The following is a 19685-nucleotide window of genomic DNA, read 5'->3' as shown; positions in this document are numbered from 1 at the left end:
TTTAACTGATTTCGGGCCAAAATAGTATAAAAGAGCCGATAAAAGCCGGGGAAAACGCCAAATAAAGCTACTTTGCGATGGCTGAAGTAGGATCGCTGATGTCTGATCGGGGTGGTTGATTACCAGATCCGACATCCTACATCCGAGATCAGAGATTTATTTATGTCGAAACTCGCTCCCGGCCCCACCCTGAAGCGCCTCCAGAACCGGTACCGGCTGGTGGTGATGAACGAAGACACCTACGAGGAGGTCGTTACCTTCCGCCTGTCGCGGCGGAGCGTGTACGTGCTGCTCAGTTCCGTGTTCGTGCTGCTGATCGGTCTTACGGTGGCCCTCATCGTGTTTACACCGCTCAAATACTACATTCCCGGCTACGGCAACTCGGCTGCGGGGGGCGCTTACCGGCAGCTCAAATACAAAACGGATTCGCTGGAGAAGCAGGTTCGCTACCAGGGCCAGTATATTGAAAGCCTGCGCCGCGTGGTGGCCGGCGAGCCGCTGCAGCTCGATACCACGTCGATGAATGTGCCGAACCCGGAAGTCTCCAACGACTAGCTGAAGACCCTTACTCCCTCCCCGCTATTGGTTTCCGGGTAATCCCGGCTAAGGTCATTCCCGCTTTTCGCCCGCAGGCGAGCGTTTTACCGAAGAGTTTGCTAACTTTCGCGTCGGGTGTCATTCCGGCCTTCCGTAATGCACCGGTATCATCCGTTCCGAAATCCATAGACCGCCTGACTTCTTAACCGATCCTCCTATGTTCAACCGAGACAAATCCTCCACCGACAGCCCCAGCAACAAGGCAACGCTGATCTCCGCCGGCACCGAGCTGCGCGGCGATCTCCATTCCGACCATGACCTCCGCATCGACGGCCGCGTCGACGGCAACGTAACGAGCTCCGCGCGTATCGTGGTGGGCCCGCAAGGAACCGTCAACGGCGACATCGAAAGCCAGCAGGCCGACATCACGGGCCGCGTTACCGGCGACATCCGGGTGCAGGAACTCGTGCAGCTGCGTGGCGATTGCGTCGTGGAAGGCAATATCGCGGCCGGCAAATTGCAGGTGGAGCCCACGGCTACCTTCAACGGGCAGTGCCAGATGGGCGCCTCCGTGACGGTGCTCCAACTGAAATCCCATGAGCGAACAACGGCCGAAGCCTAAGAGCGACAGTTCAGACCTGATGCGGTACGCCGGACTCGGCGCGCAGATCTTCGTGACCATCGGCATCGCGGTATTTGCCGGCCTCAAGGCCGACAAGTGGCTCCATATACCCCTACCTTTGCTCGTGTGGCTGCTGCCCCTTGTGGCGGTGGCCCTGCTGATCTACAAACTGGTCAAAGAAACCTCCAAGCCGAAATGAACCGCCCCCGCAAGCCTTTCTTCCCGCTGATCCTCGTTTTCGTTAGTCTCAATGCCTTTTTCATCGCCGGCCGCGGCCTGCTTCAGCGCTATGGCTTCAGTCAGGATGTGCTCCTGCTGGGAAATGTGTTCCTGTTCCTGCTCACCATCGGCTCCTTTCTCATTGCGCAGCGCGGTCTCCGCAGTCCCAATACCCATGCCTTTGTGCGGGCCGTGTACGGCTCCATCATGATGAAGCTGTTCCTGTGCCTCATCGTAGCCTTTATATACATTGCCACCCAGAAGAAGGCCCTCAACAAGCCCGCGTTCTTCACGCTCATGGGCCTGTACCTGGTCTATACGTTCATCGAAGTAGGGGCCCTGACGCGTCAGCTGCGCCAGCGTTCGCCCTTGTCGTAGCCCTATGAGCAAGAAAGAAGCGCCGCTCGCCGCCCTCGCCAACTTTTTGCCGCCCGGTACCTTTGAACCGGTTGCCCATTATCTCAACCAGCACAAGGTGCACCTCACGGTGGCGCGTACGCGCAAAAGCGTACTCGGCGATTACCGGCACCGGCACCGCGGCGAAGCGCACCGCATTTCGGTCAACGGCGACCTCAATCGCTACGCTTTCCTGATCACGCTGCTCCACGAGCTCGCCCACCTGCTTACGTTCGAAGCATTCGGCAACCGCGTCGCGCCTCATGGCGCTGAGTGGAAGCGGTCCTTCGGTGAGCTGCTGGCGCAATTCATCCAGCACAACGTTTTTCCCGAAGACATCCGCTCGGCACTCGAGCGAACGCTGCATAACCCCGCCGCTTCGTCCTGCGCCGACGAAGTGCTGCTCCGCACCCTGCGGCGCTACGACGAGCGTCCCTCCGATGTAGTGCTGATCGAAAGCCTGCCCGCAGGAGCGCTCTTTGAAACAGCCGACGGGCGCGTGTTCCAGAAAGGCGAAAAAGTGCGCAAGCGGCACCGCGGTACGGAAGTAGGAACGGGGCGGGTCTATTTGTTCAGCCCGGTGTACGAGGTGAAACGGAAGGAAGGATAGGGCTCGCGATCGCAGACAACCTACAATTCCCGCAACATCCACAACGGGCAGCCATGATGGCCGCTGTTGCCCAGCGGCGCGCGGAGGTAGCGGAAGCCGAAGCGCTCGTATACGCTCAGCGCAGCCTGCAGCTCCGGCATCGATTCGAGGTACACCTGCGTGTAGCCGGCATCGCGGGCGAAGTCGAGGGCTTGCTGAATGAGACGCCCGCCGAGGCCCAGGCCGCGGGCTTCGGGGCGCAGGTACATCTTTACCAGCTCGCAGGTGCCTTCGGGCAACCCTTCGGTGGGGTAGATCCCGCCGCCGCCAAGGACCTGGTCGCCCTGTACGGCAACGAAGTAGGCGGAGCCGGCTTTGCGGAACAGCTCGTACAGGTGGTCGGTGCTCTCGTCGAAATACACGGTGCCGGGGCGTGCCGCGCCGAATTCTTCCAGTGCCGCGCGGATGATCCGGGCGATCGCGGCGTTATCGGCTGGGGCAATGGGACGAAGGGAAACCGGCGAAATAGCAGTCATAAACAAAAAATATAAGTGATAACTACTAGGGAGCTTTAAAAATTACTAGTATTGCGGCCAATTCGCTCCTTGTGTGTCATCCCCCATTTGGGGGAACAAATATATTTGATCGTATCCGTTCCCAGATTTGAAACCTATCCGCCTGTTTTTATCCTTATCCTCTTGAAAACTTGGCGACTGTTTCCGACAACAAAAGCCTAAAAGAAGCCCGGCCCCCTGTCCCCCAAAGGGGGCACGTAGGTCGGGCTTTCTTTTTTTTTAGGGTCAGTCTTTATCCGCAATCCCTGGAATTGAGCGAAGAGTTTCCCTGAGGCGGATCAACACTTGCTCCAGGCGGGTTTCGACTTCTTTATTGCTGAATCGAATGACAGTAAACCCCATCGCTTCAAGTGCTTCCTGTCGCTCTTTATCGCTTTGGATATTATCAGGGAGTTGGTGAACCAATCCATCTATTTCAATTAGGAGCCGTTTTCGCAGGCAAACAATATCAGCAATATACCTGCCGATGATGTGCTGCCGCCGGAATTTGTGTCCATCCAGCTTCTTGCCCCTGACGCAATTCCACAACAGCATTTCCGCGTGCGTCGGCACAGCACGCATTTCTTCAGCCAGTTTCTTCAAGTATCCGTAATAATACGGATCGGCCAGTTGGTAACCATAATGGTTGCCGGTGTTGGGAGTAGTGTTTTCCATACCCTGAAACTCCCAACTCCCTTCCGGAGCGCAAGGTGAAAAAGGCCAGGACACAATGGGAAAATCCTCATTCGAAAAGAATGAAAAAAGTAAAAGGCCCCGACGATTCGCCGGGGCCTTTATTAATTGCTTGGGTTTCAGAAAAACATCAAGCGAGTTAAGTATGTGCCACCTACGTGCCCCCTTAGGGGGACAGGGGGCTATGCAACCGCCTTGGCCACGAGGTCCGCGGCTTCGCTGAGGAGGATGGCGGATTGCACCTGCAGGCCGCTTTCGTCGATCAGCTTCTTGGCTTCCTCGGCGTTGGTGCCCTGGAGGCGTACGATGATCGGGATGTTGATGTTGCCCATGTTCTTGTAGGCATCGATGACGCCCTGCGCCACACGGTCGCAGCGAACGATACCGCCGAAGATGTTGATCAGGATGGCCTTCACCTTCGGGTCTTTCATGATGATACGGAAGCCCGCTTCCACGGTCTGTGCGTTGGCAGTGCCGCCGACGTCGAGGAAGTTGGCGGGCTCGCCGCCGGAGAGCTTGATCATGTCCATGGTAGCCATGGCCAGGCCGGCGCCGTTCACCATGCAGCCCACGTTGCCATCGAGCTTCACGAAGTTGAGGTTGTACTTGCCGGCTTCCACTTCCGTGGGGTCTTCCTCGCTCGTGTCGCGGAGGGAGGCCAGGTCGGGGTGGCGCATGAGTGCGTTGTCGTCGAGGGAGAGCTTGCAGTCAACAGCCACGATCTTGTCGTCGGCGGCCTTGAACAGCGGGTTGATCTCCATCATCGCGGCGTCGAGGCCAACGTATGCGTTATAGAGGTTCGTCACGAACTTGATCATGTTCTTGAAGGCATCGCCCTTGAGACCCAGGTTGAAGGCGATCTTGCGGGCCTGGAAGCCTTGCAGCGCGCCACCGGGGTGTACCCACTCCTTGAAGATCTTTTCGGGGGTGTTGTGGGCCACTTCCTCGATGTCCATACCGCCTTCTGTGGAGTACATGATGACGTTCATGCCCGTGCCGCGGTCGAGGAGGATCGAGAGATAGAACTCCTTGCGCTCCGAAGGACCGTCGTAGTACATGTCCTGCGCAACATACACCTTGCTCACGAGCTTGCCGGCCTCGCCGGTCTGGATGGTGACGAGCGTACCGTTGAGGATCTTGGAAGCGAAGTCGGTGATGTCTTCGAGCGACTTGGCCACCTTCACGCCGTTGATGCCGGTTTCCTTGATCTTGCCTTTCCCGCGGCCGCCGGCGTGGATCTGTGCCTTCAGCACGGCGAAGGGCGATCCGTACGTGGTCTTGATCTGGCGGTAGGCCTCTTCGGCCTCGTGGACGGTGCTGCAGGCAAAGCCTTCCTGCACCGGCACGTTGTATTTCTTGAGCAGCTCTTTGGCCTGGTACTCGTGCAAATTCATGGAGGAGAAATTTTAGTGTCGCAAAAATAAAGGAAAAGGGTTCAGCACGGTTTAGGAAGGTTTGGAAGGGTTCGGGAAGATGAGAAAGTTCCGGGGAAGTCTTTAGGGTTCTGAAGGTTTTTAAGGTTTTGAAGGTTCTTCGGGTTTTTAAGGTTTGGGGGAGCGGGCGGAGGTTCAGGCAGGGTGGAAGGTTTCCCGGAAAATGAAGCGGGGCAACTTTAGAAGTAACGGGTGAAAGGGTCGTAAATTGGATGGAGAACCGAAAAGCGTTTACCATGAATGTGCAGATCATCCAGGGAGACATCACAAAGGTCAGTGTCGATGCGATCGTGAATGCGGCCAACAGCTCGCTGATGGGCGGCGGCGGTGTCGATGGGGCCATTCACCGAGCCGGCGGCCCGCGGATACTCGAAGAATGCCGCGCCATCGTTGCCCGGCAGGGCAGCTGCCCCACAGGCGAAGCGGTGATCACCTCGGGCGGTAACCTGCCGGCGAAATACGTGATCCATACCGTTGGGCCCGTATGGAAGGGTGGGCGGAACGGCGAGGCGGAACTGCTCGCGCGCTGCTACCGCAACAGCCTCGAGCTGGCTGCCGAACATGGTTGCCGGTCCATTGCTTTTCCCAACATCAGCACCGGGGTATACGGATTCCCGAAGCCCGAGGCCGCGCGGATCGCCCTGCATACGGTTGTCGGCGAGCTGAAGGCTATGGAGGAGCCGATGGAGGTGCTGTTCGTTTGCTTCGACGAAGAGAACTACAGGCTGCTGCAGGCGGAGTGGAAAGCGCTGCCGTCGTAAGAGACCGCAGCGTCGCGTGTTGCTGACGGATACATTTATCAGGGTGACGCGCATCGTGGCACTCGTGCACCAATTAACCTACTGTCCGGCGAGCTGTATTGGGCGATCGCCCTGGTCAAACCCATGCTATTCGACATTCGTGATCCGATATTCGCTATTCGATATTCGTTATTCGATATTCATTATTCATTCCCATCTTTGCCGCGATGAATCAATATGATAAGATCCAGGAAGCCGCCCGCTTCCTGCAGCAACACAATAGCGCCGGGGCAACCATCGGCATCGTTCTCGGCTCGGGTCTCGGCAATTTTACCAACGAGATCGAAGTAACCACGGCCGTTCCCTATGCCGACATCCCGCACTTCCCGGTATCTACGGTGGAAGGCCATTCGGGCAAGCTGATCTTCGGCACGATTGCCGGCAAGCCCGTGATCGCCATGGCCGGACGCTTCCACTTTTACGAAGGCTACGGTCCCGAGGAAGTCGTGTTCCCCATCCGCGTGATGAAGGCCCTCGGTGTGCAAACGATGTGCATCTCCAATGCCGCCGGCGGCACCAACCCGAAGTGGAAGGTGGGCGATCTCATGCTCATCACCGACCATATTTCCTTCTTTGCCATCAACCCGCTGCTCGGGCGCAACGACGAGCGCTTTGGCCCCCGCTTCCCTGATATGAGCGAGCCCTACAAAAAGTCGCTTATCGCCAAAGCCAAGACCATCGCGGCCGCCAACGGCATCGAGCTCCGCGAGGGTGTCTACTTCGGGGTAACCGGTCCCACCTTCGAAACACGCGCCGAGTACCAGCTGATTCATACCCTTGGTGGCAACGCCGTTGGCATGAGCACCGTGCAGGAAGTGATCGCCGCCCGCCACATGGGGATGGACGTGTTCGCCATGAGCGTTATCACCGATATCGGTATCCGCGAGGAAGAAAATACCATCACCCACGAGGAAGTGCTGGAGGCCGCACACGCCGCCGAGCCGAAGCTGACTCTCATCTTCCGCGAAATCATCCGCGAACTCTGATGCGCCTGCGGCCCACGATCCTCTGCCTCCTGTTGCTGGGTGCCGCGCTCCTTGCCGGCAGCGACCTGCGCGCGCAGCGCGGTCTCCTCGGGACGGTGCAGAACGGCCTACCCCAAAGCGGCGGGCCGGTGAGCGACAGCATTCACCACCGCGACAAGAACGAGGACAGCCTCACCATCACCTACCGCTACCTCGACACGGCCGGCCGCTTTCGGATCGACTCCTCGCTTGTCGACTTTTACCGCCGCTTCCCGCTGCCCTTCACGCAGCAGTATACCGGCAACCTGGGTGCGCCGGCGCAGCCGCTGCTCTTTACGCCGAAGCCGGCCACGGGGTTTGATCCCGGCCTGCATGCCTTCGATGCCTACAAGTGGACGGTCGACCGGGCGCGCTTCTACACCACGACGCGGCCCTACACCGAGCTGGCCTACGCCATCGGCACGAGCGGCCAGCAGGTGATTGAGCTGCTGCACACGCAAAACCTGAAGCCTTCCTGGAACGTGGCGGTCAACTACCGCCTCATCAACGCTACGGGTGTCTTCAACAATCAGAACACGAATCACAACAACTACCTAGTTACCAGCTGGTACCAGTCGCCGGGCCGCCGGTACAATAACTACATCGTGTTCGTCGGCAACCGCCTGCAGGCCTCCGAGAACGGCGGTATCCGCGGCGACCGCGATTACCTCAACGACCCCGTCTTCGCCGACCGCCTCGCGATCCCGACACTGCTGGCCACCAGTGCCTCCGACGGGCGCGGTGGCCTGCTTGGCAGCACGCGGATCAACACGGGCAACAAGTACAGCGAGTTCCGCGCCGTTATGCGCCAGCAGTACGACCTCGGCCGCAAAGACTCGCTGGTGACCGACTCCACGGTGATCCCGCTGTTTTTCCCGCGCCTTCGCCTGGAGCACACGATCAGCTATGGCGAATACAAATACGCGTTTGCCGATGCGCGCCCCGACTCGGCGATCTACGACAGCGTCTTCGGGCTGCATTTTGTTGCGAAGGATACGAGCTTCCTGTTCCGCGACAGCTGGCGTGAGCTGACCAACGATTTCTCGTTCTACACCTTCCCGGTTGCCGACAACCTCAACCAGTTTATCAAGCTCGGGGCGGCATACCAGCTGCTCAGCATCACTGGTCGCGAGAACCTACACTACAGCAATATCTGGACGCACGGCGAATACCGCAACCGCACGCGCAACCAGAAATGGGATATGCTGGCCGCGGGCGAGCTGTACCTCACGGGCTACAACCGCGGCGACTTCCGCGTGCAGGTACGCCTGCAGCGGCTCCTTGGCTCCCGGTTGGGAAGCCTGCAGGTGGGCTTCGAAAACAACAACCGCACGCCTTCGTTCATTTACGATGCCCGCAGCCAGTTCTACCTCGACGCGCCCAAAACCTTCTTCAAGGAAAACAGCAGCCGCTTTTCGGCCAGCGTATACAACCCGCGCTTCCGCGTGCAGCTTGGCGCCGACTATTTCTTCGTGACCAACTACCTCTACGTAACGAACTGGTACACGCTGCAGCAGGAGAACGCGGTGTTCAACCTGCTGCGCCTCCAGGCGAAGAAATCGTTCCGCGTATACCGCAAGATCGGCCTCGACGCCGAAGTGTACCTGCAGCAACAGGCCGGTACTGCGGCCGTGCATGTGCCCCTGCTCTTCGGCATTGGCCGGCTCGCCTACCAGGGCAACCTCGGTTTCCGCAACCTCAATCTCGTAGCCGGCATTGAAGCCCGCTATGCATCGCCGTACAAGGCCGACAGCTATTCGCCGCTGATCGGGCAGTTTACCTACCAGGACACGACTCAGATCCGGAATCGTCCCGATATCAACGCCTTCCTGCATTTCCGCATCCGCGGCTTCAAGGCCTTCATCCGCGCCGAAAATCTCAACACCCTACGCTTCAGCAGCCCTGCCGGGTTCAAGCAGCACAACCTGGCCGCGCCGCGCTATCCCTACCCGGGATTGATCATCCGGTTTGGCATTTATTGGAGCTTTGTCGGGTAGCGCCCCTGTCCCCCCAAGGGGGCACTTACGTGGATGTATGCTTATGCTTGCAAGCTTTCTTTAGGACCTTCCTAACAAAAGTCATAGGAAATGTCGATCTCAATGCCCCCTTCGGGGGACAGGGGGCCTTATCTTTGTGCTTGTGAAACGGTTCCTTTCCATATTGATCCTTGTGTCTTACTTTACGGTAAGCACCGGTTTCGTGGTGAACATGCACTACTGCATGGACCGTTTTCACTCCTGGCAGCTCGGCAGCACGGACAGCGACAAGTGCGCTACCTGCGGGATGTCGGTAAAAAAGAACAAGTGCTGCCACGACCAGGTGAAAGTGCTGAAGCTGCAGCAGGATGCGCCCGGCGCGTATTACTTCCTCGCCGCCTTTGCTGCACCTGCCAACGTACCAACCCTGCAGCACTGGATGCCCGCCCCGCTTGCGGTCACGCTGCCGCGCCCGGCGACGCCCATCCACGGGCCGCCGTTGCTCAGCAAGCAGGATACCTACCTGCGCAATGCTGTTTTTCGGATTTAGACGAGGATCGCTATTTCAATCGGCCATGAGCCGCTGTATCTCCTTGTCTTTATCTAAAAAACACAAATCATGAAAAAGGTATTTTCCTTCCTCGCCATTCTTATCCTCGTATGCTTTGCCAGTGCCGCTTTCGCGCAGGTGAAGAAAGAAACCATCAACGTGTCCGGTGAATGCGGCATGTGCAAGAAAACCATCGAAGCCGCCGCTAAAAAAGGAGGCGCTTCCTTCGCGTCCTGGAACGTCGACACGAAAGTGTTGACGGTTCGTTACGATGCGAAATCCTCGAACACCGCGAAGATCCAGCAATCGGTTGCCGCCGCCGGCTACGACAGCCCCGGCTACCGCGCATCCGACGAAGCTTACAACAAGCTCCACGCCTGCTGCCAGTATGAGCGCGCCGGCGCCGCCGCACCTGCTTCCTGCTGTGACAGCGGCAAGTGCAAGCAAACGGCCTGTATGAAAGACGGCAAGTGTGCCCCCGACATGAGCTGCTGCAAAGAGGGCGGTTGTGCCGAAAAGGATTGCTGCAAGAAAGACGAGCGTCATGCCGCCGCTGCTCCGCAAAAAGGTTGCTGCGCGCCTGCCGCCGCCTGCTGCGCACCCAAGGCCGCCTGCTGCGCCAGGTCGTAACTACTGATCCATTTACCGCAAACAAACGAACATGAAAACGATCTATGTTTTCCTGCTCGCCCTGCTGCTCGGCAGCGCCGCCTCCGCACAGGTGCGCCGCGTGAGTCTCCAGGCGAGTGGACTTACCTGCTCCATGTGCTCGCGTGCCGTGAAGAATGCGCTCGAGAAAGTTCCCTTTGTTGACAAGGTGCAGGTTGATATCAAGAACCAGCAATACAACCTCACGTTTAAGGAAGGCCAGAACGTTGATTTCGACGCGCTCTCCGCTGCCGTGGAAGATGCAGGCTTCGCTATCGCCTCGCTCAAGGTGACCGCGCAACTCCCCGCAGCGGCCACACTGCAGAAAGACGAGCACCTGCAGATTGGGCCGCAAACCTTTCACTTCCTCAACGCCGATGGCCAGCCGCTTTCCGGGGAGGTGACCTTCCAGTTGGTAGACAAATCTTTTGTTTCGGCAAAGGAGTTCAAAAAGTGGACGGCGAAATCGTCGATGCCCTGCGTTAAAACGGGCCGGATGGCGGCCTGCTGCAGCAAGGGCAGCGCCACCCGCATTTATCACGCGATCATTTAACTCATGAAGAAATACGCGCTGGCGCTGGCTTTTGCCGGCGCCTTTTTTTCCGCTTCGGCGCAGGAGCTGTACCCCTTTACCGAGCCGGCCTCCAACATGCCCTCGCACTCAGTCAGCGCCAAGCTCACCGGGATGTATATGCGCTCGGTTCACGACAACCGGGTGAAGCAGCGCTACATCCCCGAGGTGATGCTGGGGCTTAACAAGAAGTGGATGGTGCACGGCGCCCTGCTCTTTTCAGATATGCACAACGAGCGCTTCGTCTGGGAAGGAGCGCGGGCCTACGCGAAATACCGCTTCCTCAGCAACGACGATGTGCACCGGCACTTCCGTATGGCCGCCTTCGGCGCCGCCGCCTGGAGCCGCAACCATCCCGACCACAACGACATGGGACTTATGGGCGACTACAGCGGCCTGCAGGGCGGCCTCATCGCCACACAACTCCTCGACCGGTGGGCCTTTTCGGCGAGCGCCAGCACGGTGCAGCTGCTGCGCAGGGAGCGCTGGCAGAAAGAAGCCGGGAATGCTTATGCGTATTCGGCGCTCGAATATTCGCTGTCGGTAGGCGTGCTCGTACTCCCGCGCATCTACACCGATTACAACCAGACGAACCTGAACCTGTACGTAGAACTACTGGGTCACCGCAACCTCGACTACCCGCGCGAGAAGTACTACGTTGACCTCGCACCCGCGCTGCAACTCATTTTCAACAGTACGGGCAAGCTCAATGTGGGCTACCGCTTCGAGCTCGCGAGCGACATCTACCGGCTCTCCCGCGGGCAGCTGATGATCAGTTATGAGCAGATATTTTTGGGCGCATTGGGCAAGGGAAAGAAGGCCGGGCTGAGAAAGAAGAATACATGAATACATGAATACATGATTACATGAGTTGTCAGGTGGTCGCTCCATCGCCCACTCCCCCAGGTATTCTATTAATCATGTACTCGGTTACTCAAGTAATCAAAAAAAAAGGCCCCTGGAAAGGGGCCTTCGTCTTGTATCGATTGCTTGATGTCTTAGCGTACAAAGAGGAGCTCACGGTATTTCGGGAGCGTCCAGGTGCTGTCGTCCACGAGCTGCTCCAGCTTGTCGGCATGGTAGCGCAGCTTGTCGAACCAGGCTTCCTTCACGTCGGTGCAGTAAGCGATGGCTTTGCCGCGGGTGTCAGCGATGTTGTTGCACTTCTTGCGGGCTTCCACCATGCCTTCCACGGCCTTGGTGGCTTCCTCGATATGGCCCGAGAGCTTCTCGAGCATCGTGCGGGTGCAGGCGCCGGAGGCCTCGAGGCCCACTTCCTTCAGCCCGCGCAGGTTGTTGATCAGCGTGCCCTGGTAGCGAACGGCGGCAGGGATGATATGGGTCGTTGCCAGTTCCACCATGAGGCGGCTTTCGATCTGTACTTTCTTGATGTACTTCTCGAGCTCGATCTCGTGGCGGGCTTCCAGCTCGGCGTGCGTGTAGATGTTGTTGTCTTCAAAAAGCTTCAGGGCCTTTTCAGTCACCATGGCGTCGAGGGCCAGGGGCGTGGTCTTCACGTTCGGCAGCCCGCGGCGCTCTGCTTCCTGCGCCCACTCTTCGCTGTAGCCGTCGCCTTCAAACAGCACGCGCTCCGAGGATACGATGTACTCGCGGATCGTGTGCAGGATGGCGATCTCTTTCTTCTCGCCTTTTTCGATGAGGCCGTCGACGTCGCGCTTGAAGTTCTTCAGCGTTTCGGCCATGATCGTATTGAGCACGGTCATCGGGTTGGCGCAGTTGGCGGTGGAGCCCACGGCGCGGAACTCGAACTTGTTGCCGGTGAAGGCAAAGGGCGAGGTGCGGTTGCGGTCGGTGTTGTCGAGCAGCAGCTCGGGGATGGAGCGGTGGATGTCCATCTTCAGCATGCTTTCATCCTGCTCGTCGAATTTGTCGCCTACGCGCTCCTTGACGTCGTTGAGCACCTTGGCGAGGTACTGTCCCACGAACACCGAGATGATGGCCGGGGGCGCTTCGTTGGCGCCGAGGCGGAAGTCGTTCGAAGCCGATGCAATCGAAGCACGCAGCAGGTCGGCATAATCATGCACCGCCTTGATCGTGTTGACGAAGAAGGTCAGGAACATGAGGTTGGTCTTCGGCGTCTTGCCGGGAGCCAGCAGGTTCACACCGGTGTCGGTGGCCATGCTCCAGTTATTGTGCTTGCCCGAGCCGTTGATGCCGGCGAAGGGCTTTTCATGTAGCAGTACACGGAGGCCGTGACGGGTAGCCACGCGGGTCATCACGTCCATGAGGAGCGTGTTGTGGTCCACGGCGATGTTCACCTCTTCGAAGATGGGCGCGCATTCGAACTGCGCGGGGGCCACCTCGTTGTGGCGGGTGCGCAGCGGGATACCGAGCTTGTACGACTCCTGCTCGTAGTCGCGCATAAACGCGTACACGCGCTCGGGGATGGAGCCGAAGTAGTGGTCTTCGAGCTGCTGGCCCTTGGCGGGCGAGTGGCCGAACACCGTGCGGCCGCAGAGCAGCAGGTCGGGGCGGGCGTTGAAGAGGCCTTCATCCACCACGAAGTATTCCTGCTCCCAGCCGAGGGTCGGCGTTACGCGGGTAACGTTCTTGTCGAAGTAGTTGCATACGTCGACGGCGGCGCGGTTGAGGGCCTCGAGGGCTTTCACCAGGGGCGCCTTGTAGTCGAGCGATTCGCCGGTATAGGAGATGAAGATCGTGGGGATGCAGAGGGTGCGGCCCGTTCCGATGTCCATGATAAAGGCAGGAGAGGAGGGATCCCAGGCGGTGTAGCCGCGGGCCTCGAAGGTGGCGCGGAGGCCGCCGTTGGGGAACGAGGAGGCATCCGGCTCCTGCTGGATGAGGGCGTCGCCGTCGAAGGTTTCGATGGCCGTGCCGTCGCTCTTCAGCGTAAAGAAGGAGTCATGCTTCTCGGCGGTGGTGCCGGTGAGGGGCTGGAACCAGTGTGTGTAGTGGGTTACGCCCTTGCTTTCGGCCCAGGCGCGGATGCCGTTGGCGATCTGGTTGGCCATCGAGCGGTCGATCTTGTGGCCGTTCTTCACGGAAGCCATCAGGCTTTTATAAGCCTCGTCGGCCAGGAATTGTCGGGCCGTCTGGTGCGTGAAGACGTTCTCGGCAAAAATGGCGGTCACTTTGGGCGTCGCGGAGATCTCCGGAGCAGTTGCGCGAACATTTTTCAGCGCTTCAAGTCGAAGTGAGGACATAGTAAGGGATAGATTTGGCGCAAAAAAACGACAAATCCACTAAAAAAGTGCATAAAAATTGACGGAAGAGCTAAAAAACAGGGATGAGTCCTTCGAAAAAATAAATATAGAAAAAATTATTATGTGTTTTTGCGCCAGCGGGGCAGGATGATCGTGCCCAGCATCGGCGTCACGAGCAGGGGCAGCACCAGGCTCCGGTACCGCACCATTGCCCCGAGGAAATTGACCGTAAACCCGATCATCAGGAATAGCGTCAGGGCGAAGAAGAGGCAAAAGGCCACGAAGGGATCAATCGGGCCACCGCGACGGTGCCGCAGGAGCCAGTAGACAAACAGCGCCAGCAGCGCGTAGGTTTCGATACAGGCCAGTAGGATAAAGCTGTTGTACACATCGCCGGGCCAGGGGCGCAGCAGGAGCAGCGACAGGGCATGCGGCGTGTTGGCGGCAAAGGAGGCCGCGGTCGGCTGGAGTTTTGGCGCCACGATCATCGAGTTGCCGACCAGCGTAAAAAAGTCCTCCTGCTTCTCCACCGCCATCTGCGGAAAGTCGAGCCCGGGCACGATGTAGCGCGTGCCGAAAAAGAGGAGACCGTAAACAGAATAGATGATCCCGAACACAAGTACGGGCTGATACCGGCTTCGTGCCGCCAGCCACCAGGCCAGCAGGGCGGGCAGGAGCACCACCACGAGGTAATTCCGGAACAGGAGTAGCACCAGCAGGCCGGCCACGATCGTACCGACATAGCGGGGTTTCCAGCCGTTGCGCAGTCCCTGGTAAAAGCAGTACAGGATCATCCCGAGCGCCAGCGCAACGGGCGCGTCGCGGAAGATGCCGCTTGTCCAGAACAGGTAGGAGGGAACGAGGAAGGTGCCGGCAAAGAGCAGCGTCCTTCGCCCGGGGTAGAGCGCGTTGAAAATGCGAAACAGTCCTACGGAGCCGGCCATCGTGGCGAAGGCGAAGAACAGTACGTTCACGAAATAGCGGCCCGCCGTGATCTCATCGAGCAGCGCCAGGCATTTCAGGAACAGGTTCGTGTGCAGGTCGTTCCACCAGGAGTCGCGGCTCGACAAAAAGCGCCCGAAGCCATGGCGGTAGTTGTTGCGGAAAATGTCGGTGACAAAAGTTTTTGGGTCGTGGTGCAGGAGCTGCTGCTCCTTCAGGCCCTGGTAGTGCAGCCACCAGGTATCGACGATCTGTCCGTGGCTGCTGTAATAAATACCTACCCAGCCGTAGAGGATGCCCGCAAACACCTTCAACAGGAACACGATCTGTACCTGCGTTTGCGACAAGCCCGAATTGCGGAAGAAGCGAATCTTCCGCAGCAGCCACATGAACGCAAGCAGGTATAACACGAACAGCAGGTAGGTCAAGCCCGGCAATTTCCGCGAAAGTAGTCGGGATTGAGCCAAAGAACGCAGATCCCGTAAACGGGACACGCAGATTTTTAAGATTGGTTATGATTTTTCAAGCTGTTCCGGCCGCGTCGATCCTATCAATCATAGAAGATCTGCGTTCTTTCTCTCGCTCTGAATGCCGATAGCCGATTGCCGTTCCTTAGTTTTGTGACCTCACTCCCCAGCACCATGCAGATCACCGCACAAACCGCCGCGCAGCTCCGCCTCACCGAAGACGAATTCAACCTCATTTGCCAAAAGCTCGGGCGCACGCCCAACTTCAGCGAGCTCTGCGCATTTTCAGGAATGTGGAGCGAGCACTGCAGCTACAAGAACTCCATCAAGTGGCTCAAGACACTGCCCCGCGAGGGCGGACGGATGCTCGTAAAAGCAGGCGAGGAAAACGCGGGCCTCATGGACATCGGCGACGGCTACGGCGTGGTGTTCAAGATCGAAAGCCACAACCACCCCTCGGCCATCGAGCCCTTCCAGGGCGCAGCCACCGGCGTCGGCGGAATTCACCGCGACATCTTTACCATGGGCGCGCGGCCCATTGCGGCCCTCAACTCGCTGCGCTTCGGCCGTCTCGAAGAAGAGAAGACCCAGCACCTCCTTGCCGGCGTTGTACACGGCATCGGCCACTACGGCAACTGCTTCGGCGTGCCTACCGTGGGCGGCGAAATTTATTTCGAGCAGTGCTATCATACCAACCCGCTGGTCAACGCGATGAGCGTAGGCATCGTCCCCGCCGGCAAGACCGTTTCGGCAACAGCGCTTGGAACCGGTAACCCCGTGATGTACGTCGGCTCGGCAACGGGCAAGGACGGCATCGGCGGCGCTTCATTTGCCTCTGCCGACATTACATCCGACAGTGTGCAGGAACTCCCCGCCGTGCAGGTGGGCGATCCCTTCCAGGAAAAGAAATTACTCGAGGCCTGTCTCGAGGTACTGGCCACCGGCGCAGTAGTCGGCATGCAGGATATGGGTGCCGCGGGCATTATTTGCTCCACCGCCGAAATGAGCGCGAAGGGCGAAGTGGGCATGCGGATCGACCTGGACAAAGTGCCGATGCGCCAGTCGAACATGAAGGCCTGGGAGCTGCTGCTCTCCGAAAGCCAGGAGCGGATGCTGCTGGTGGTGGAGCAGGGCCGCGAGGCCGAAGTGAACGCGGTGTTCCGCAAGTGGGACCTCGAGAGCGCCGTCATCGGCGAGGTCACGGACGATGGCCTCCTGAAATTCTACATGCACGGGCAGCTCGAAGCCGAGATTCCCGCGCAGGAGCTGGTGCTGGGCGGCGGTGCCCCGCAATACGACCGCGAATACCGCGAGCCGGCCTACTTTGAAAAGATCCGCGCCTTCGATGCCGCGACTGTGGCCGTTCCGGAAGACCTGAAATCGGTCGCGGAACAACTCATCACGCTCCCGACCATCGCCAGCAAGCGCTGGATCTACAACCAGTACGATTCGATGGTTGGTACCAACAATGCCTCCACCAACGCGCCTTCCGACGCTGCGGTGGTGCTCGTGAAAGAAACGGGCAAAGGCCTTGCCGTTACCGTCGACTGCAACAGCCGCTACGTGTATGCCGATCCCTATAAGGGCGCGCAGATCGCGGTGGCAGAGGCCGCGCGCAATATCGTGTGCAGCGGTGGTCAGCCCCTGGGTGTCACCAACTGCCTCAACTTCGGCAATCCCTTCGATCCCGAGGTGTACTACCAGTTTGTAAACGCCATCAAAGGCATGGGCGATGCCTGCCGCCGCTTCGATACACCGGTGACGGGGGGCAACGTATCGTTCTATAACCAGAATCCGGATGGGCCTGTATTCCCGACGCCGACGATCGGCATGGTGGGCCTCGTGGAGGATCTTTCAAAGAAAACAACACTGTCCTTTTCCGCCGCCGGCGACCTGCTGTACCTCGTAGGTACCTCGCGCAGCGATATCGGCTGCTCGGAATACCTGCACCAGGTTGCCGGTGTCGCCTTCAGCCCGGCACCGCACTTCGACCTCGAAGAGGAGTTTGCGCTGCAGCAGGCTGTGGCTTCCATCACGCAGCAGCGGCTCGCCGTATCGATCCACGACCTCAGCGAGGGCGGGCTTTTCGTGGCCCTTTGCGAGAGTGGCTTCCGCAACAATCTTGGCTTCGATATCACGTCGCATCCTTTTGTACGCCCCGACGCCTTCCTCTTCGGCGAGGCGCAAAGCCGCGTGCTTATGAGCGTGCTGCCGGCGCAGGCCGCGGTCTTCGAGGCGGCCCTGGGCGCTGTGCCCTTCGAGCGCCTCGGCACCGTTACTGGTGGTGAGCTGCTGATCGATGGCGAAGACTGGGGCACTATCAGCTCCTGGCGCGACCGCTACGACGGCGCCATCGAATCGCTGCTGGCCGGCCATGTGGAAAGCGACGGAGCGCTGGGACTGCTGTAAGAAAGTAAGTAAGTGGGAAGTCGGAAGTGGGAAGCAGGCCATAAATCCGACTTCCCGCTTCCGACTTATAAACTTCCTGTCCACAGCTCTGTTAAAACCCCGTTTTCAGCCCTGTTTTTGCCGTAGGTTTGCATGACCTCCCGGAAAGATTCTTTTCCCTGCTGGTCACCCGGCTCCTTTCTTCTGACACATTCTTGAAAACAGCGACAACTATCTGAACGATGGCGAAGTATATTTTTGTTACAGGCGGCGTTACCTCTTCTCTGGGCAAGGGCATCATTGCGGCCTCGCTGGCCAAGCTGCTTCAGGCCCGCGGCCTCCGTGTAACCATCCAGAAATTCGATCCTTACATCAACGTGGATCCGGGTACGCTCAATCCCTATGAGCACGGCGAGTGCTATGTCACCGAAGACGGCGCCGAAACCGACCTCGACCTCGGTCACTACGAGCGCTTCCTCAACATTTTTACGACGCAGGCCAATAACGTAACCACGGGACGCATCTACCAGACCGTGATCAACAAGGAGCGCGAGGGCGCCTACCTCGGCAAGACCGTCCAGGTGGTTCCGCATATTACCGACGAGATCAAGCGCCGCATGCTCGCGCTGGGCCAGACCAGCGATTACGACATCGTGATCACCGAGCTCGGTGGAACCGTCGGCGACATCGAATCACTTCCTTATATCGAGGCCGTACGCCAGCTGCAGTGGGATCTTCCCGAGGAAGATCTGCTCGTGGTGCACCTGACACTGATCCCATACCTGAAAGCAGCGAAGGAGCTCAAGACAAAGCCCACGCAGCACTCGGTGAAAATGATGTCCGAAAACGGCGTCTTTCCCGACATCCTCGTGTGCCGCACCGAGGAGCCGCTCAACAACGACATCAAACGAAAGATCGCGCAGTTCTGCAACGTGAAGCCCGAGGCCGTTATCGAAGCCCCCGACGCGAGCACCATCTACGAAGTGCCGCTGCTGATGCAGAATGAGAAGCTCGATGAGATCGTGCTGAAGAAGCTGAATATCTCAGGCTATGGCGAGCCCGACCTCGAAAAGTGGAAAGGCTTCCTGAACAAATTGAAATACCCGAAGGCCCGGCTCAACATCGGCCTTATCGGCAAATACGTGGAGCTCCAGGATGCCTACAAATCGATCCTCGAATCGTTTGTGCACGCCGGCGCCATGAACGAATGCAAGGTGACGGTGCTGCCGATCCATTCCGAATTTATACAGGATGACAACGTGGCCGAGAAGCTCGCCAACCTCGACGGCCTCCTCGTGGCACCGGGCTTCGGCAACCGCGGCATCGAAGGAAAGATCACGGCAGTTAAGTATGCCCGTGAGAGCGGCCTGCCGTTCTTCGGTATCTGCCTCGGCATGCAGATGGCCGTGATCGAGTACGGACGCAACAAGCTGGGAATTTCCGGCGCCCACTCCACCGAGATGGACCCCGACGCTACCGACGCCGTCATCAATATGATGGAGGAGCAGAAGGCCGTGACGATGAAGGGCGGGACGATGCGTCTCGGCGCCTATCCCTGCCAGATCCAGCCCGGCACGCTGGCCCACCGGATCTACGGAAGCACCGACATTTCGGAGCGCCACCGCCACCGCTATGAATTCAACAACGAATTCCTCGAGCAATACGAGCAGGGCGGGATGGTCATGAGCGGCCGCAACCCGCAAACGGGCCTCGTGGAGATCGTGGAGCTGCCCGACCACCCGTTCTTTATCGGCGTGCAATACCACCCGGAGCTCAAAAGCACCGTCGAGTCTCCGCAGCCGATCTTCGTGCACTTCGTGGCCGCAGCGCGCCAATACAACGAAAACCGCCAAAGCTTGAAGAACCCGCTGCTGCAAAGCGAGATGATTTAGGGAATAGCGAACAAGGAACAAGGGATATTGAACAAGGAACATAAAACAGGGAATGCCGGGGCGGGTGTGCTTCGGCATTTTTCATTGCGCTCAGGCTTTGCGTGGGGCGAACCAGGCCAGGGCCATTACTCCATCGTTCGCCCAGCCCGGGAAGGGAGGGCTTTGGTTACGCTTGGCGCACCCGGAGCGCCAGTACCACATTTTCTCCGCCGTTCACCG

General features: G+C 58.7%; 19 protein-coding genes. 14 read left to right on the top strand and 5 right to left on the bottom strand.

Annotation, left to right across the window (positions count from 1 at the left end; genetic code table 11):
* Positions 1–162 precede the first annotated feature (162 nt).
* From ACYU7Z_RS06975 to ACYU7Z_RS06955, 5 genes are all read left to right on the top strand, one after another.
* Positions 163–555, top strand: coding sequence for a hypothetical protein (locus tag ACYU7Z_RS06975; protein WP_460568765.1), 393 nt, complete (start codon positions 163–165; stop codon positions 553–555).
* Between the two features lie 199 nt (positions 556–754).
* Positions 755–1159, top strand: a complete 405-nt coding sequence (locus ACYU7Z_RS06970; RefSeq protein ID WP_460568763.1) for a bactofilin family protein — start codon at positions 755–757, stop codon at positions 1157–1159.
* Between the two features lie 19 nt (positions 1160–1178).
* Positions 1179–1358, top strand: a complete 180-nt coding sequence (locus tag ACYU7Z_RS06965) for an AtpZ/AtpI family protein (RefSeq protein WP_460568761.1) — start codon at positions 1179–1181, stop codon at positions 1356–1358.
* Positions 1355–1756, top strand: a complete 402-nt coding sequence (locus tag ACYU7Z_RS06960; RefSeq protein WP_460568759.1) for a hypothetical protein — start codon at positions 1355–1357, stop codon at positions 1754–1756. Before ACYU7Z_RS06965 ends, ACYU7Z_RS06960 begins: the two co-directional genes overlap by 4 nt.
* Positions 1757–1760: 4 nt before the next feature.
* On the top strand, positions 1761–2384 hold the full coding sequence (locus ACYU7Z_RS06955; RefSeq protein ID WP_460568757.1) for a SprT-like domain-containing protein: 624 nt from the start codon (positions 1761–1763) through the stop codon (positions 2382–2384).
* Positions 2385–2404: 20 nt separating this feature from the next.
* Here the strand turns inward: ACYU7Z_RS06955 and ACYU7Z_RS06950 are convergent, their stop codons facing one another.
* From ACYU7Z_RS06950 to sucC, 3 genes are all read right to left on the bottom strand, one after another.
* Positions 2405–2899, bottom strand: a complete 495-nt coding sequence (locus tag ACYU7Z_RS06950) for a GNAT family N-acetyltransferase (RefSeq protein ID WP_460568755.1) — start codon at positions 2897–2899, stop codon at positions 2405–2407.
* Positions 2900–3163: 264 nt separating this feature from the next.
* Complete coding sequence (locus ACYU7Z_RS06945; protein WP_460568753.1) at positions 3164–3592, bottom strand: endonuclease domain-containing protein; 429 nt, start codon at positions 3590–3592, stop codon at positions 3164–3166.
* A gap of 200 nt (positions 3593–3792) precedes the next feature.
* Positions 3793–5004: a succinate--CoA ligase subunit beta gene (gene sucC, locus ACYU7Z_RS06940; protein ID WP_460568751.1), complete on the bottom strand. Its 1212-nt coding sequence runs from the start codon at positions 5002–5004 to the stop codon at positions 3793–3795.
* Positions 5005–5279: 275 nt separating this feature from the next.
* On the opposite strand from sucC, the gene ACYU7Z_RS06935 reads away from it, so the two are divergent.
* The 7 genes from ACYU7Z_RS06935 (at position 5280) to ACYU7Z_RS06905 (ending at position 11438) form a co-directional block, all read left to right on the top strand.
* Positions 5280–5804, top strand: a complete 525-nt coding sequence (locus ACYU7Z_RS06935; protein ID WP_460568749.1) for an O-acetyl-ADP-ribose deacetylase — start codon at positions 5280–5282, stop codon at positions 5802–5804.
* Between the two features lie 206 nt (positions 5805–6010).
* Positions 6011–6829, top strand: coding sequence for a purine-nucleoside phosphorylase (locus tag ACYU7Z_RS06930; protein WP_460568747.1), 819 nt, complete (start codon positions 6011–6013; stop codon positions 6827–6829).
* Positions 6829–8844, top strand: coding sequence for a putative porin (locus ACYU7Z_RS06925; protein WP_460568745.1), 2016 nt, complete (start codon positions 6829–6831; stop codon positions 8842–8844). Before ACYU7Z_RS06930 ends, ACYU7Z_RS06925 begins: the two co-directional genes overlap by 1 nt.
* Positions 8845–8986: 142 nt before the next feature.
* Complete coding sequence (locus ACYU7Z_RS06920) at positions 8987–9373, top strand: HYC_CC_PP family protein (protein ID WP_460568743.1); 387 nt, start codon at positions 8987–8989, stop codon at positions 9371–9373.
* A gap of 69 nt (positions 9374–9442) precedes the next feature.
* Positions 9443–10003, top strand: a complete 561-nt coding sequence (locus ACYU7Z_RS06915; protein ID WP_460568741.1) for a heavy-metal-associated domain-containing protein — start codon at positions 9443–9445, stop codon at positions 10001–10003.
* Positions 10004–10034: 31 nt separating this feature from the next.
* Positions 10035–10574: a heavy-metal-associated domain-containing protein gene (locus tag ACYU7Z_RS06910; RefSeq protein ID WP_460568739.1), complete on the top strand. Its 540-nt coding sequence runs from the start codon at positions 10035–10037 to the stop codon at positions 10572–10574.
* A 3-nt stretch (positions 10575–10577) separates the two neighbouring features.
* Positions 10578–11438 (top strand): hypothetical protein, encoded by an 861-nt coding sequence (locus ACYU7Z_RS06905; RefSeq protein WP_460568737.1) that lies wholly within the window; start codon positions 10578–10580, stop codon positions 11436–11438.
* Between the two features lie 152 nt (positions 11439–11590).
* Here the strand turns inward: ACYU7Z_RS06905 and ACYU7Z_RS06900 are convergent, their stop codons facing one another.
* Together ACYU7Z_RS06900 and ACYU7Z_RS06895 are read right to left on the bottom strand one after the other, a co-directional pair.
* Complete coding sequence (locus ACYU7Z_RS06900; protein WP_460568735.1) at positions 11591–13777, bottom strand: glutamine synthetase III family protein; 2187 nt, start codon at positions 13775–13777, stop codon at positions 11591–11593.
* A gap of 119 nt (positions 13778–13896) precedes the next feature.
* Positions 13897–15147, bottom strand: coding sequence for a hypothetical protein (locus ACYU7Z_RS06895; RefSeq protein ID WP_460568733.1), 1251 nt, complete (start codon positions 15145–15147; stop codon positions 13897–13899).
* Between the two features lie 192 nt (positions 15148–15339).
* Between ACYU7Z_RS06895 and purL the strand changes: the two genes are divergently transcribed.
* Together purL and ACYU7Z_RS06885 are read left to right on the top strand one after the other, a co-directional pair.
* Positions 15340–17595, top strand: a complete 2256-nt coding sequence (gene purL, locus ACYU7Z_RS06890) for a phosphoribosylformylglycinamidine synthase subunit PurL (protein ID WP_460568731.1) — start codon at positions 15340–15342, stop codon at positions 17593–17595.
* Positions 17596–17816: 221 nt separating this feature from the next.
* Entirely contained in the window at positions 17817–19466 is a 1650-nt protein-coding gene (locus tag ACYU7Z_RS06885) for a CTP synthase (RefSeq protein WP_460568729.1), read from the top strand.
* The last annotated feature ends 219 nt before the right edge of the window (positions 19467–19685 follow it).

This window comes from Flaviaestuariibacter terrae, assembly GCF_054777635.1.
This window is presented reverse-complemented; position numbering and strand designations above follow the sequence as displayed.

Bases quoted from the DNA above. Each gene is read 5' to 3' on its own strand.
- ACYU7Z_RS06975 (WP_460568765.1), top strand. From the start codon at position 163: ATGTCGAAACTCGCTCCCGGCCCCACCCTGAAGCGCCTCCAGAACCGG.
- ACYU7Z_RS06970 (WP_460568763.1), top strand. From the start codon at position 755: ATGTTCAACCGAGACAAATCCTCCACCGACAGCCCCAGCAACAAGGCA.
- ACYU7Z_RS06965 (WP_460568761.1), top strand. From the start codon at position 1,179: ATGCGGTACGCCGGACTCGGCGCGCAGATCTTCGTGACCATCGGCATC.
- ACYU7Z_RS06960 (WP_460568759.1), top strand. From the start codon at position 1,355: ATGAACCGCCCCCGCAAGCCTTTCTTCCCGCTGATCCTCGTTTTCGTT.
- ACYU7Z_RS06955 (WP_460568757.1), top strand. From the start codon at position 1,761: ATGAGCAAGAAAGAAGCGCCGCTCGCCGCCCTCGCCAACTTTTTGCCG.
- ACYU7Z_RS06950 (WP_460568755.1), bottom strand. From the start codon at position 2,899: ATGACTGCTATTTCGCCGGTTTCCCTTCGTCCCATTGCCCCAGCCGAT.
- ACYU7Z_RS06945 (WP_460568753.1), bottom strand. From the start codon at position 3,592: ATGGAAAACACTACTCCCAACACCGGCAACCATTATGGTTACCAACTG.
- sucC (WP_460568751.1), bottom strand. From the start codon at position 5,004: ATGAATTTGCACGAGTACCAGGCCAAAGAGCTGCTCAAGAAATACAAC.
- ACYU7Z_RS06935 (WP_460568749.1), top strand. From the start codon at position 5,280: ATGAATGTGCAGATCATCCAGGGAGACATCACAAAGGTCAGTGTCGAT.
- ACYU7Z_RS06930 (WP_460568747.1), top strand. From the start codon at position 6,011: ATGAATCAATATGATAAGATCCAGGAAGCCGCCCGCTTCCTGCAGCAA.
- ACYU7Z_RS06925 (WP_460568745.1), top strand. From the start codon at position 6,829: ATGCGCCTGCGGCCCACGATCCTCTGCCTCCTGTTGCTGGGTGCCGCG.
- ACYU7Z_RS06915 (WP_460568741.1), top strand. From the start codon at position 9,443: ATGAAAAAGGTATTTTCCTTCCTCGCCATTCTTATCCTCGTATGCTTT.
- ACYU7Z_RS06910 (WP_460568739.1), top strand. From the start codon at position 10,035: ATGAAAACGATCTATGTTTTCCTGCTCGCCCTGCTGCTCGGCAGCGCC.
- ACYU7Z_RS06905 (WP_460568737.1), top strand. From the start codon at position 10,578: ATGAAGAAATACGCGCTGGCGCTGGCTTTTGCCGGCGCCTTTTTTTCC.
- ACYU7Z_RS06900 (WP_460568735.1), bottom strand. From the start codon at position 13,777: ATGTCCTCACTTCGACTTGAAGCGCTGAAAAATGTTCGCGCAACTGCT.
- ACYU7Z_RS06885 (WP_460568729.1), top strand. From the start codon at position 17,817: ATGGCGAAGTATATTTTTGTTACAGGCGGCGTTACCTCTTCTCTGGGC.